The organism is Flavisphingomonas formosensis, from assembly GCF_009755815.1.
Classification (GTDB): domain Bacteria; phylum Pseudomonadota; class Alphaproteobacteria; order Sphingomonadales; family Sphingomonadaceae; genus Flavisphingomonas; species Flavisphingomonas formosensis.
Window position 1 is genome coordinate 105,764 of the sequence record NZ_WRPK01000004.1, and the last position, 12,887, is coordinate 118,650.

Here is a 12,887-nt window from a genome sequence, read left to right on the forward strand (position 1 = left end):
CAGTAGCAATGACGGGAGGCGCGCCGAGATGAACGCCATTGTCCGCCTGCCAGCCGTGGCGGCTCTCGCCGAACTTTCCGATGCGGTACCTTTCGATCCGTCGATTCCGGAGCGCGAGGGCCAGCGGCGCCGTTACCGCACCGTCTGGATCAGCGACGTCCACCTCGGCACGCGTGGCTGCAATGCCGGGATGCTGATCGACTTCCTCGACAGCGTCGACAGCGAGACAATGTATCTGGTCGGCGACATCATCGACGGCTGGCGGATGAAGAAGCGCTGGTACTGGCCGGCACAGCATAACGATATCGTCTGGCGCGTGCTCAAGCGGGCCAAGCGCGGCACGCGGATCGTCTACATCCCTGGCAACCATGACGAGATGTTCCGTCAGTTCACGGGCATGAGCTTCGGCGGCGTCGAGATCCGCCGCAAGGCGATTCACGAGACGGCTGACGGCCGCAAGCTTCTCGTCCTGCACGGCGACGAATTCGACACGATCATGCTGGCGCACCGCTGGCTCGCCCACATCGGTGATTTCGCCTACGAAACGTTGATGCGGCTGAACGTGGTGGTGAACGCCGTCCGCAGCCGGCTGGGTCTGCCCTACTGGTCGCTCTCCAAACACGCCAAGCACAAGGTGAAGAACGCGGTCGAGTTCATCTCCCGCTTCGAGGAAGTGGTGGCGCACGAAGCCGGGACGCGCGGCGTCGACGGCGTGGTATGCGGTCACATCCACACTGCCGAGATACGCGAGATCGGCGGGGTCGCTTATTATAATGACGGCGACTGGGTGGAGGGTTGCACTGCTCTCGTCGAGCATTTCGACGGACGCATGGAGGTGCTGCACTGGGCCGACGAGGTCCGCACGCGTGCGGAGGAGGCGCGTAGCCAGACCGACGGCCGCCGCCGGCTTGCCGCATGAGGATCATTCTCGTCACCGACGCTTGGTCGCCGCAGGTCAATGGCGTCGTCCGCACCTTGAAGGCGGTGCGTGGCGAACTGGAACGGATGGGGCATGTCGTCGGCGTCTTCTCGCCGGACGGCTTCCGCTCTATGCCGTGCCCGACCTATCCCGAGATCCGGCTCGCCATCACACAGGCACGTGCCGTCGGCCGGCGGATCCAGCGTTTCGCGCCGGATGCGATCCATATCGCGACGGAGGGGCCGCTAGGTCTCGCCGCACGGCGCTGGTGCATGGCGCGCGGCTATCCTTTCACAACGGCCTATCACACCCAGTTCCCGGAATATGTCGCGCGCCGCACACGCGTGCCGGCCTCTTTCGTCTGGCGCTATATCCGCTGGTTCCACGCCCCTGCCGCCGCCGTGCTCGCCTCGACGTCCACGGTGCGCCGCGCGCTCGAAGCGCATGGCATCGTCAAGGTGCGGCCTTGGGGCCGCGGCGTCGATCTCGCCAGCTTCCATCCAGACGTGCCGCCGCATCCGGCCTTTGCCGATCTTCCGCGCCCGATCCAACTTTACGTCGGCCGCGTCGCGGTGGAAAAGAACATCGAAGCGTTCCTTGAGACCCGCCACCCCGGCACCCGCGTCATCGTCGGAGACGGGCCGGCGCGCGAGCGGCTGGAGCGCGCTTATCCGGATGCGGTCTTTCTCGGCGCGTTGTCGGGCGAACCGCTCGCTTCCGCTTACTCGGGTGCCGACGTCTTCGTCTTTCCCAGCCGCACCGACACGTTCGGCCTGGTGATGATCGAGGCGCTTGCCAGCGGCACGCCGGTCGCAGCCTATCCTGTGATCGGCCCCGTCGACGTGCTCGACACCACCGTCGGCTGCATGGACGAGGATCTCGGGGATGCGATCGCCGTCGCGCTGACCCGCGACCGCGCGGCGTGCGCCAGCTATGGACGCCGCTTCACCTGGGAAGAAAGCGCGCTCCAGTTCCTGGATGCGCTCGCGCCGATCCGTCGGCGGGCTGCGGCCTGACGGCGCCTAGCGCCCTTTCGCCATCGCGGCTATGGCCCGTCGAACGGCAACCGGGGACAGGTGCAGCATGGGGAGAGTGAGCGGAAAGGTCGCGCTGGTCAGCGGCGCGGCGAGCGGATTGGGCGAAGCGATGGCGCTGCTGCTCGCCCGGGAGGGCGCCAAGGTTGCCGTAGCCGACATCGCCGAGGAGGCGGGGAATAGCGTGGTCGATCGCATCGCGGCGGCGGGCGGCGAGGCCATGTTCGTCCGTCTCGACGTGACCTGCGAAACCGGCTGGGACGAGGCGATCGCCGCCGTCATCGCGCGCTACGGCAAGCTGACGGTGCTGGTGAACAATGCGGGTATCGCGCCGGTCGGCGATATCGAGATGGAATTCGAGCTGTGGCGCAAGGTGATGAGCGTCAATCTCGACGGTACCTTCCTCGGCACCCGTGCCGGCGTCCGGGCGATGCGGGGCAATGCCGAGCCCGGATCGATCGTCAACATCTCCTCGGTGATGGCGATGACCGCCAGCCCGACCACCGCAGCCTATAGCGCCAGCAAGGGCGGAGTGCGGAGCCTCACCAAGGCCGCAGCCCTCTATTGCGCGACGCACAAGCTGCCGATCCGGGTCAATTCGATCCATCCGGGCATGTGCGTGACGCCGCTCGTCAGCGGCTATTTCGACGCCTATCCCGAAGCGCTGGAGGCCCAGATCGCCAGCCATCCGATCGGCCATCTCGGCACGGCGGAGGATGTCGCGCGGGGCGTGCTCTATCTCGCGTCGGATGAATCCGGCTTCGTCCTCGGGTCCGAACTGGTCATCGACGGCGGCTTCCTGATCCAGTGATCGGCTTGCATGGCGGCATGGCGATGATATCGCGCGTCTCTATAGTGCAGAGGAGCCCCGCGTGAGCCCTGATTATTCCGATATCACCGTCGAGCGCTTCGATGGTATCGTGCGCATCTCTCACGATCGTCCCGAGGCGCGGAATGCGGAGAGCCAACGCCTGCTGGAGGAACTGGACGATGCGGTGCGCCGTGCCGGTGAGGATGACTCCGTTCGCGTGGTCATCGTCGGCGCCAAGGGCGACCATTTCTCGGCCGGCCACGATCTCAAGGAAGCGCAGCGCTCACGCGCCGATTTCACCGTCGAACAGCGCTGGGACTATGAGATCTCCCATTATTTCGATTATGCGTTGCGCCTCTGGGATCTGCCCAAGCCGGTGATCGCACAGGTGCAGGGCGCGTGCATCGCCGGCGGCTTCATGGTCGCCAATCTCTGCGACATGATCGTCGCGTCGGACGACGCCTTCTTCGCGGATCCCGTTCTGCACAGCCTCGGCACGGCGGCGGTCGAGATACTGGTGCATCCCTGGGTGATGGGGCTGCGCCAGGCGAAGGACATGCTGTTCACCGGCCGGCGCGTGCCCGCACAGGAAGCGCTGGCGATGGGCATGGTCAACCGCGTCGTTTCGCGCGCGGAGCTGGAAAGCGCCACGCTGGAACTGGCCGAGCAGATTGCCCGCGCGCCGGCGTTCGCCCTCCGCCTTACCAAGCGTTCGCTCAATCGCAGCTTCGACATGCAGGGCTTCCGCACCGCGCTCCAGGCCCATTTCGATACGCACCAGCTGTCTCACGGCAGCGAGGAATTTCGCCGCGCGCGCGACACGGGGCTCAGCGGCGCGATCCAGAAGGGCAGCGAGACGGGGAAGGCGACATAGGCTGTAGCAGGGACAGGCGCTTCTGCTTGCCCTTCGCGCAGCAGCGCATTACATCCTCGGCCATGCATCGGCCGCTCCGTGATGGGGCGGCCCTATTTATTTCCGGAGGATGCCTCGTGGCCCAGCCGCTTATGCCTCATGCGACCGCTTCCTGGCTGGTCGACAACACCGCGCTCAGCTTCGAGCAGATTGCGGCCTTCTGCGGCCTGCACATCCTCGAGGTGCAGGCCATCGCCGACGACACGGCCGCGACCAAGCTCACCGGCCGCGATCCGGTGCGCGCGGGCGAGCTTACCATGTCAGAGATCGAGAAGGGACAGAAGAACCCGGATTATCGGCTTGTCATGCAGAAAGGCCCCGATCAGGTGCGCCGTACCAAGGGACCGCGCTACACGCCGGTTTCCAAGCGGCAGGACAAGCCGGACGGCATCGCCTGGATCATCCGCAACCATCCGGAGATATCGGATGGCCAGATCGGCAAGCTGATCGGCACCACCCGCACCACCATTGCGGCCATCCGCGATCGCACACACTGGAACATAGCGAATATCCAGCCCAAGGATCCGGTTACGCTGGGCCTGTGCTCGCAGCGCGAGCTCGACGGGCTGGTGGCGAAGGCCGCGAAGGCTGCCGGCATCGAAGCGCCCGTCGACAGCCGCCTGGAAGGCGATCGCGAAGCGTTGATCGAGCAGCTTCGGGCCGAGCGCGAGGCGGCGCATCATCTGGCTGATGACGATCACGCCGGGGTGCAGCACGCTGGCGGCTTCATCGATCCGTTCAAGCACTGATTCGAACAGGCGGGTGGCCCGCGCTTCGGACGAATCGCTGCTCGGCGACGAAGGCTTCGTGCCGACGACGCACAAGGGTCTGACATATCCCTTCGGCGATCGCGGGCCGGCGTCCGGCGAGTGCATCGATGTCGCGCCCGGGGTCGGCTGGGCGCGGCTGCCCATTCCCGGCGGGCTCGAGCACATCAACGTCTGGCTGCTCGACGATCGGGACGAGGCGGGCGAGGGTGTCGCCATCGTCGATACCGGGATGGACCTGAAGCGCAGCCGTGCCGTCTGGGATGCGCTGTTCGAGGGGCCGCTCGCCGGACGGCGGGTTACGCGCATCTTCTCCACCCACTTCCATCCCGATCATGCCGGCCTCGCCGGCTGGCTTTGCGATCGGTTCGGCGTCCGCCTGTGGATGGCCCGCACCGAATGGCTGATGCTGAGCATGCTCTATACCGATCAGCGGCCCGAGCCACCGCGCGAGGCGACAGCGATGTGGCATGCCGCAGGGTGGAGCGATGCTGAGGTGGCCGAGGTCGGCGAGCGTGGCTGGGGGCGCTTCGCGCAGATTTGCAGTCAGCCACCGGCAGGCCATATGCGTCTGGCCGATGGCGACGAGGTTCGGATTGGCGCAAGGACGTGGCGCATCGTCGTGGGAAGCGGGCATACGCCGGAGCATGCCTGCCTGTGGGACGAAGCGGGCGGCCTGCTGATCGCCGGAGATCAGGTATTGCCCCGCATCACTTCCAACGTGTCGCTTTCGTTGATCGAGCCGGAGGGCGATCCGCTGGGCGACTGGCTGGCGTCGATCGATCGTTTCCGCGCCATGCTTCCCCCGGATCTTCTGGTGCTGCCGGCTCATGGCGGTCCGTTCGCCGGCCTGCATGCGCGGTTGGAGGCGCTGCGTAGCGGCCATCAGGACCGCCTGATCGACCTCCATCGCTTCCTGGCTTCGCCTGCGCGCGCCAAGGATTGCTTCGAGGTGCTGTTTCGTCGGCGGCTTTCGGGAGACGATCTGATCCTCGCCACCGGTGAGACGCTGGCGCATCTCCGCCGTCTGGAGGTCGATGGACGCGTGGCTCGCGAGACGCAGGACGGCGTCTGGTGGTTTCGCGCGCTCGCGCCTGCTTGACCCCCGGCTGACCTGCCGCCACAAGCCAGCCATGGCCGAAGAACCCGATACGATAGCGACTTTGAGTTTCGAGGATGCGCTGCGTCGCCTGGAGGCGATCGTGCAGCGTCTGGAGAGCGGAGACGTGCCGTTGGATCAGTCGATCGAACTCTATGCCGAGGGAGACAGGCTGCGCCAGCAATGCGAGGCGCGTCTTCAGGCTGCGCAGGCCCGGATAGAGAAGATCACGCTCGGCGGCGACGGCCGCCCGGCCGGCGTACAGCCCTTCGATGTCGGCTGAGCTCGTGGACGGCGGCATTCCGCTGGTTCTGAAGTCCGCGCTGGAGCGCGTGGCCAGCGATATCGACCGCCTGTTCGATCGGCTGCTGGCCGTGCCGGACGATCCCCGCCGCGAATTATACGAGGCGATGCGCCATGCGGCGATCGGTGGCGGCAAACGTCTGCGCCCGCTGCTGGTCTGCGCCGCCTGCGATATCTTTCACATCGATCGCAATCGGGCGTTGCGTGTCGCGCTCGCGATCGAATGCATGCATGTCTATTCGCTGATCCACGATGATCTGCCGTGCATGGATGATGACGACATGCGCCGCGGCAAGCCCACGGTCCACGTCCAGTTCAACGAAGCGACGGCGATGCTTGCCGGCGATTCGCTCCACGCGCTTGCTTTCGAGGTGCTGGCGGACGAGGCGACCCACGAGGATCCGTTCGTCCGGTCCGAACTGGTGCTCGCGCTGGCGCGGGCGGCGGGGCCGGCTGGCATGGCCGGCGGCCAGATGATGGATCTGGTCGCCGAGGGCGAGACCTTCGATCTGCCGACCGTCACTCGTCTTCAGCAACTGAAGACCGGCGCATTGATCGCCTTCTGCCTGGAGGCCGGGGCGATCATGGGTCATGTGCCTCCGGAGGGCCGGACGCATTTGCGCGGCTATGCGCGCGACGTCGGTCTCGCGTTCCAGATCGCCGACGATCTGATCGACGCGGAGGGCGATGCCGATGCGGCCGGAAAGGCGGTCGGCAAGGACGCGGCTGCGGGCAAAGCCACCTTCCTGTCGCTGCTCGGCCTGGATCGGGCGCGCCAGCAGGCGCATCTGCTCGTCGACCAGGCGATCGCACATCTCCAGGGCTATGGCTCGGAGGCTGATCTGCTGCGTGCCATCGCCCGTTACGTGATCGAGAGGGATCGCTGAATGACCTTGAGAACCGGCGTCTATCCGGGAACTTTCGATCCGATCACGCTCGGTCACATGGACATCATCCGACGCGGCGCCAAGCTGGTCGATCGGCTGGTGATCGGTGTGACCACCAACGCGTCCAAATCGCCGATGTTCTCGCTCGAGGAGCGGCTTGCGACGGTGCGGCGCGAAACCGCCGGCATCCCGGGGATAGAGGTAGTTGCGTTCAACTCCCTGCTGATGGATTTCGCCGAGCGGCAGGGCGCTTCGATCATCGTGCGCGGCCTGCGTGCCGTCGCCGATTTCGAATATGAATATCAGATGGCGGGGATGAACCAGCAGATCAACAATCGCGTGGAGACCGTCTTCCTCATGGCCGATGTGGCTTTGCAGCCCATCGCCTCTCGGCTGGTGAAGGAGATCGCGTTATATGGGGGCGCGATCCACAAGTTCGTGTCGCCGACAGTGTGCGAGGATGTCGTCGCCCGCGTCAATGCGCTCGGCAAGCTTGGGGACTGAGCATTCACGGCCGCGACAGCCGCAGATGGTAGAGGGCAGCCAGGTTGCCCGCCGGGAGATGAAGAGAGCGCCATGCGAGTGAGAGTGATCATGACGGCCCTGATGGGGCTTTTCCTCGCCGCGCCCGTCGCAGCGCAGTCGCTTGATCAGGCGATGGGTGAGGCCGGTACACCGATCAAGGTCGAGGCGGAGAACATCCTGTATCTCGATCTGGACGATGGCGGCCGTGTCGTCGTCCTGCTCCGCCCCGACAAGGCGCCGGTTGCGGTGGAGCGCATCCGCACGCTCGCTCGCCGCGGTTTTTACAATGGCCTGATCTTCCATCGCGTCATCGATGATTTCATGGCGCAGGGCGGCGACCCGAAAGGTACCGGCGAGGGCGGATCGGATCTTCCCAACCTGAAGGCGGAATTCAACGATCTGCCGCATGTGCGCGGCGCGATGGCGATGGCCCGTGCGCAGGATCCGGACAGCGCCAACAGCCAGTTCTTCATCATGCTCTCGCCCAAGCTGCAGCTCGACGGCAAATATACGGTCATCGGCCGGGTCGTATCGGGCATGCAATATGTGGACGCCATACATCGCGGCGAGCCGCCGGCGCAGCCGACCAAGATCGTGAAGGCGCAGATCGCCGCGGATGTCGATGGCCAGGCTGCGGTCGCGGCAATTCCCGCATGGGCGATCCCCACCGTCCTGCCGACGGAGGATAAGGCAAAGGCGGCAGCTCAGGCGGAGCAGGTTCGTGAGGCCGCCAAGCAGGCGGTGCGCAACCAGGCGATCGATTCGCAGAAGCAGGGCCCAGGCCGCTGATCCCGCCATGCGGGTCGATGCATTCGATTTCGAGCTGCCTCAGGAGCGGATCGCCCTTCGCCCGGCCAGTCCGCGTGATTCGGCGCGGCTGCTGCTGGTCGACGACCAGGGGCTCGCCGACCGTCACGTTCACGATCTGCCGGATCTCCTGAATGCAGGCGACATGCTGGTGTTCAACGACACCCGCGTCATTCCTGCCCAACTCGAGGGACTTCGCGGTGCGGCGCGGATCGGGGCTACACTGCACAAGCGGGAAGGCCCGCGCCGCTGGCGTGCCTTCATCCGCAACAGCAAGCGCCTTCGGGAAGGCGATGCCGTCGATTTCGGCAACGACGTGTCCGCGGTCGCATCGGATCGCGGGGAGGATGGCAGCTTCGCGCTCGATTTCGCGGGCGACGAGCCCGTCGAACTGCTGCTCGAACGCGCCGGCCGCATGCCGCTGCCCCCCTATATCGCCGGAAAGCGCGCTGCCGATCAACGGGATGCGGAAGATTATCAGACCATGTTCGCCGCCGATCCGGGCGCCGTTGCCGCGCCTACGGCTGCATTGCACTTCACGCCCAAGCTCGTCGCTGCGTTGGAGGCTCGGGGCATCGGTCATGTCACGCTTACCCTGCATGTCGGCGCCGGCACGTTCCTGCCGGTGAAGGCGGAGGATACCGACGAGCATCGCATGCATGCCGAATGGGGACGAATCGACGATGCGACGGTCGACCGGCTGAATGCGGTGCGCGCTGCCGGGGGCAGGGTGATCGCCGTCGGCACGACCAGCCTGCGCCTCATCGAGAGCGCGACGGGGGAAGATGGCGTGATCCGTCCCTTCGCCGGCGATACCTCGATCTTCATCACGCCGGGGTACCGCTTTCGCGGCATAGACGGGCTGATGACCAATTTCCATCTGCCGCGCTCGACCCTGTTCATGCTGGTCTCGGCGCTGATGGGACTGGATCGCATGCAGGCGGCCTATGCGCACGCGATCGCGGCCGACTATCGCTTCTACAGCTATGGCGACGCCAGCCTGTTGCTGCCCTGATCGGGGCGGATCATCACTATTCGGGCGCTTTGGCGCATATCCTGAAATTGGATAGAAACTTCCCGACAGAGGAGTCGGGAGAGGCCCATGAAGCTCGGAATTTTACCCTTCTTCGATAAGGAGCGGGGCACCAACGGTCCGTTCACGCGCGCATTCCTGCGCATGGCCGAGGGGGCGGGCATCGAATCGGTCTGGACGGTCGAGCATCCGATCATCGCGGAAGATTATGAGCCGCTCTATTCCTATTCCGAGGACGGCCGCGCGCCGTTTCAGGTCGGTGAAACGGAGATGTGCGATCCGCTCGAATGGCTCGCCTTCGCCGCGGCTGTCACCGAGAAGATGAAGCTCGGAACGGGCGTGCTGTTGTTGCCGCTGCATGCGCCGGTCGTACTGGCAAAGCGGGTGGCCACGCTGGACGCACTGTCGGGCGGACGCGTACTGCTCGGCGTCGGTATGGGCTGGCAAAAGGAGGAATATCAGACGATCGGGGTGCCCTATGAGGAGCGGGGTCCGCGCCTCGATGAGGGCGTGGCTGCGGTCCGTGCGCTCTGGACGCAATCGCCCGCCACGCATCATGGCCGCTTCTATGATTTCGACCGGGTCCATTCCGACCCGAAGCCGCACACACCCGGCGGCGTGCCGATACTGATCGGTGGATCGACCGATTTCGCGGCCCGCCGTGCGGCGCGAATCGGCGACGGCTTCTATCCCCACGCCATCTCGCCCGACGATCTCGCCAAGCGGCTGGAGACCATGCGGGCGACCGCCGAGGAGATCGGACGGGATCCGGACGACATCGAGATTACCGTATCGCCGACGAGCTGGCGCTGGGGTGCATCCACTGATGTTGGCGTGATGAAAGCCTATGCCGAGCTTGGGGTAAACCGTTTCGTCATCGTGGCGAACGAGGCGATGAGCACGGAGTTGCCGGTAATCGAAGCCTTCATCCGCAAGGTACGCGAAGAAATTTTGCCGCGGCTGTGAGGGAAAAGGCTGGTTGGGCGGGATCGGCCGCGGCCCCTGCAGCGGCCGATCCTGGCAGGCGGGCTTATTGTCCGCGTGCGGTCGATACGCCGTATAGCTCCATGCGATGGTCGACGAGCCGATAGCCGAGCTTCTCGGCGATACGGCGCTGGAGCTGCTCAAGCTCGGCGTCGGTGAACTCGATCACCCGGCCGGTCTCGACGTCGATCAGATGATCATGATGGGCTTCGGCTGCGGCCTCGTAGCGCGCCCGTCCGTCGCCGAAATCGTGACGCTCGAGGATGCCGGCCTCTTCGAACAGGCGAACGGTACGATAGACGGTCGCGATCGAGATGCCGGGATCGATTGCCGCGGCCCGCTCATGCAGCGCCTCAACGTCGGGGTGATCATCCGCATCGCCCAACACGCGTGCGATCACGCGCCGCTGCTCGGTAATACGGAGCCCCTTTTCAGCGCAGAGCGCCTCAATGTCGATCTTGCGGGTCATATCTGCCTTCGCCGGTCCAGGTCGCGCGGCCTGCGCAACAACGACCTAGAAGGTTTTGCGCTGCGAAGGAAGCCGCCGGTGGCGCGTTTCCCACGCGTCACCGACAAATATCCCGGCCTCAGCGCTTGCGGCGCTTGGTACCGAGACCGATCTTCTTGGCCAGGCTGCGGCGCTGTTCCGCATAGTTGGGAGCGACCATCGGATAATCGGCCGGAAGTCCCCACTTGGCGCGGTACTGATCAGGGGTCATCTGGTAGTGGGTCATCAGATGGCGTTTCAGCATCTTCAGCTTCTTGCCGTCTTCCAGGCAGACGATGTAGTCCGGCTTCACCGAAGCGCGCACCGAAACGGCGGGTTCCGGCTTGGCCTCGGGCTCGACGAGAGCATCGCCCAGCGTGCTCAGCGCATTATGGACATTCTGGATCAGGATCGGGAGATCGGAGACTGCAACGCTGTTGTTGCTGACATGCGCGGAGACGATGTCGGCTGTTAGCGTGATCAAAGTTTCGGTGATTTCAGCGGTGTCGGACATTTTTGGCGGACCCTTGATTTGTTGCTTATGGCATCTGTCATATTCAATGCCACTAATGACCCATGTACCTTCGCACGTCATCGGCGCAACTCAAAAGTGCCCGTTTCAGGCTATTGTTTCAAAAAATTTAGATCCATACTCAAGGTCAGAGCGTCGTATAATTGGCCGTCAGCGCCACGATAATAGGACTTTCGCCGTCCGATCTCGGTAAAGCCTGCCTTGTGATACAAGTTGATCGCAGAATTTCCTGCTCTGACTTCGAGATGAAGTCGTATGGCGCCGCCGGTTGCTGCTATCTGAATCGTTCGTTCGATGAGCGCGGTTGCGATTCCGACCCTACGGAAAGCTGACCTGACGCCGATCAGCAGCAGTTCCGCTTCGTCCGCGACGAGGCGGCTGAGAGCGAAGCCGCCTGGCTCCTCGCCGACATAGGCAATGGTCAGCCAGACGCCGGGCAGGCCGAGAATGCCGAGGCACTGGCTGCGCGTCCACGCCTCGCCGAAGGCAGGATCGAAGGCATCGCCCATCACGCGCATCACCGCGTCAATGTCCGCGGACGATCCTTCGATAAGGCGTGTCGTCATGCCTGCGGTCTCGCATCGGGTGCGCGGCCGTAGATAGGAGTAGCAGCGAGCGCGGCGAACTCGGCCGGCAAGTGCCGCACATCGCTGGCGCGAGGGAGGATGTCGCGTGCGCCGCCGGTTCGCCTCGCATCGATCAGGCTTTGCGCCCCGGATCCGATGACCAGCGCCTCGCTGGTCGCTGCTGCCGCTTCCTCCGGTTTCAGCGAGGCGAGATTTCCGGCCGGGCGAAAGGGAGAGGCTGCGAAGGATTGGACGAACAATTCGCCATGGCCGCCGATCAGTGCGGCAGCGACGCGATCCGGCGCACCCGCCTCGTCAAGTGCGGCCGCGGCGAGCAAGGCGAGGGAGGAATAGCCATGCACGGGAACGCCCCATGCGAGACCGAGCGCGCGCGCGGCAGCAAGGCCGACGCGCACGCCGGTAAAACTGCCCGGGCCGCAATCCACCACGATGCGGTCGGCGCGGCCGCCGTCCGGCAGTTCCGATATCATCGGAACCAACCGTTCGGCGTGGCCGCGCCCGACGACCTCATGGAGGTCCGCTAGGACGCGATCGTCATCCAGCAGGGCGACAGAACAAGCCGCTGTTGCCGTCTCGATCGCGAGCGTGCGCATCAGATGATGGTGTTCGCTTCCTCGAAGGAGAAGCGCGGCAAACGCTCGAAGATGGTCGAAGGATCGCCGTAGCCGAGGGTCGAAATGAAGTTGGACTTGATGGTGGTTCCGCCGAAGAACTGCTCGTCCACCGCCGCGTTGTCGAAGCCGGACATCGGTCCGGTATCGAGGCCAATGGCACGGGCCGCGATCAGGAAATAGGCGCCCTGCAGCGTGCCGTTGCGGAAGGCGACATATTCGCGCGAGCTGGGATCCGGAAACCAGTTCTGGGCGTCCGGATTGTGCGGGAAGAGGCGCGGCAGCTTGGTGTGGAAATCGACGTCGAAGCCGATGATCGCCGTTACCGGCGCCTGCAGGATCTTCGCGCCGTTGGTGCCGGATGAAAGCGCCGCGATCTTCTCCTTGGATTCCTGGCTGACGCACCAGATGATGTGCGCGGGCGACATGTTCGCCGAAGTCGGACCCATCTTCATCAGGTCCCAGATCGCGTGGAGCTGCTCGGTGGAAACCGGCTTGTCCTGGTAGCCGTTATAGGTGCGGGCAGTACGGAAGATCAGGTCGAGCGCATCATCGGAGAGCGGAGCGGCCATGGAGGGTCCCTTGCTG

At 64.9% G+C, this 12,887-nt stretch carries 17 protein-coding genes; 12 read left to right on the top strand and 5 right to left on the bottom strand.

Annotation, left to right across the window (positions count from 1 at the left end; genetic code table 11):
* Positions 1-28: 28 nt before the first annotated feature.
* From GQY20_RS12520 to GQY20_RS12575, 12 genes are all read left to right on the top strand, one after another.
* Positions 29-919 (top strand): UDP-2,3-diacylglucosamine diphosphatase, encoded by an 891-nt coding sequence (locus GQY20_RS12520; RefSeq protein ID WP_157217439.1) that lies wholly within the window; start codon positions 29-31, stop codon positions 917-919.
* Complete coding sequence (locus tag GQY20_RS12525) at positions 916-1,935, top strand: glycosyltransferase family 4 protein (protein WP_157217440.1); 1,020 nt, start codon at positions 916-918, stop codon at positions 1,933-1,935. Before GQY20_RS12520 ends, GQY20_RS12525 begins: the two co-directional genes overlap by 4 nt.
* Before the next feature lie 67 nt (positions 1,936-2,002).
* A complete protein-coding gene (locus GQY20_RS12530) occupies positions 2,003-2,764 on the top strand; it encodes a glucose 1-dehydrogenase (RefSeq protein WP_157217441.1) in 762 nt (253 codons plus the stop codon).
* A 61-nt stretch (positions 2,765-2,825) separates the two neighbouring features.
* Complete coding sequence (locus GQY20_RS12535; protein ID WP_157217442.1) at positions 2,826-3,638, top strand: enoyl-CoA hydratase; 813 nt, start codon at positions 2,826-2,828, stop codon at positions 3,636-3,638.
* A gap of 131 nt (positions 3,639-3,769) precedes the next feature.
* Positions 3,770-4,426, top strand: a complete 657-nt coding sequence (locus GQY20_RS12540) for a DUF1013 domain-containing protein (RefSeq protein ID WP_157217834.1) — start codon at positions 3,770-3,772, stop codon at positions 4,424-4,426.
* A 13-nt stretch (positions 4,427-4,439) separates the two neighbouring features.
* Positions 4,440-5,546 carry an MBL fold metallo-hydrolase gene (locus tag GQY20_RS12545; protein ID WP_157217443.1) on the top strand — a complete coding sequence of 369 codons (1,107 nt, stop codon included), beginning with the start codon at positions 4,440-4,442 and terminating at the stop codon, positions 5,544-5,546.
* Positions 5,547-5,577: 31 nt separating this feature from the next.
* A complete protein-coding gene (locus GQY20_RS12550) occupies positions 5,578-5,826 on the top strand; it encodes an exodeoxyribonuclease VII small subunit (protein WP_157217444.1) in 249 nt (82 codons plus the stop codon).
* Positions 5,816-6,733 carry a polyprenyl synthetase family protein gene (locus GQY20_RS12555; RefSeq protein ID WP_157217445.1) on the top strand — a complete coding sequence of 306 codons (918 nt, stop codon included), beginning with the start codon at positions 5,816-5,818 and terminating at the stop codon, positions 6,731-6,733. The genes GQY20_RS12550 and GQY20_RS12555 overlap by 11 nt, the downstream gene beginning before the upstream one ends.
* 6 nt (positions 6,734-6,739) lie before the next feature.
* Entirely contained in the window at positions 6,740-7,237 is a 498-nt protein-coding gene (coaD, locus tag GQY20_RS12560; protein WP_198350963.1) for a pantetheine-phosphate adenylyltransferase, read from the top strand.
* 90 nt (positions 7,238-7,327) lie between these two features.
* A complete protein-coding gene (locus tag GQY20_RS12565; RefSeq protein ID WP_232476029.1) occupies positions 7,328-8,047 on the top strand; it encodes a peptidylprolyl isomerase in 720 nt (239 codons plus the stop codon).
* Positions 8,048-8,054: 7 nt separating this feature from the next.
* Positions 8,055-9,080, top strand: coding sequence for a tRNA preQ1(34) S-adenosylmethionine ribosyltransferase-isomerase QueA (queA, locus tag GQY20_RS12570; protein ID WP_157217448.1), 1,026 nt, complete (start codon positions 8,055-8,057; stop codon positions 9,078-9,080).
* Between the two features lie 87 nt (positions 9,081-9,167).
* Complete coding sequence (locus GQY20_RS12575; protein WP_157217449.1) at positions 9,168-10,064, top strand: LLM class F420-dependent oxidoreductase; 897 nt, start codon at positions 9,168-9,170, stop codon at positions 10,062-10,064.
* A gap of 64 nt (positions 10,065-10,128) precedes the next feature.
* Here the strand turns inward: GQY20_RS12575 and GQY20_RS12580 are convergent, their stop codons facing one another.
* From GQY20_RS12580 to GQY20_RS12600, 5 genes are all read right to left on the bottom strand, one after another.
* A complete protein-coding gene (locus GQY20_RS12580) occupies positions 10,129-10,551 on the bottom strand; it encodes a Fur family transcriptional regulator (RefSeq protein ID WP_157217450.1) in 423 nt (140 codons plus the stop codon).
* 118 nt (positions 10,552-10,669) lie between these two features.
* Positions 10,670-11,083, bottom strand: a complete 414-nt coding sequence (locus tag GQY20_RS12585) for a MucR family transcriptional regulator (protein ID WP_157217451.1) — start codon at positions 11,081-11,083, stop codon at positions 10,670-10,672.
* 110 nt (positions 11,084-11,193) lie between these two features.
* Positions 11,194-11,667: a GNAT family N-acetyltransferase gene (locus GQY20_RS12590; RefSeq protein WP_157217452.1), complete on the bottom strand. Its 474-nt coding sequence runs from the start codon at positions 11,665-11,667 to the stop codon at positions 11,194-11,196.
* On the bottom strand, positions 11,664-12,281 hold the full coding sequence (tsaB, locus tag GQY20_RS12595) for a tRNA (adenosine(37)-N6)-threonylcarbamoyltransferase complex dimerization subunit type 1 TsaB (protein WP_157217453.1): 618 nt from the start codon (positions 12,279-12,281) through the stop codon (positions 11,664-11,666). The genes GQY20_RS12590 and tsaB overlap by 4 nt, the downstream gene beginning before the upstream one ends.
* Positions 12,281-12,871 carry a malonic semialdehyde reductase gene (locus GQY20_RS12600; RefSeq protein ID WP_157217454.1) on the bottom strand — a complete coding sequence of 197 codons (591 nt, stop codon included), beginning with the start codon at positions 12,869-12,871 and terminating at the stop codon, positions 12,281-12,283. Before GQY20_RS12600 ends, tsaB begins: the two co-directional genes overlap by 1 nt.
* Between the last annotated feature and the right edge of the window lie 16 nt (positions 12,872-12,887).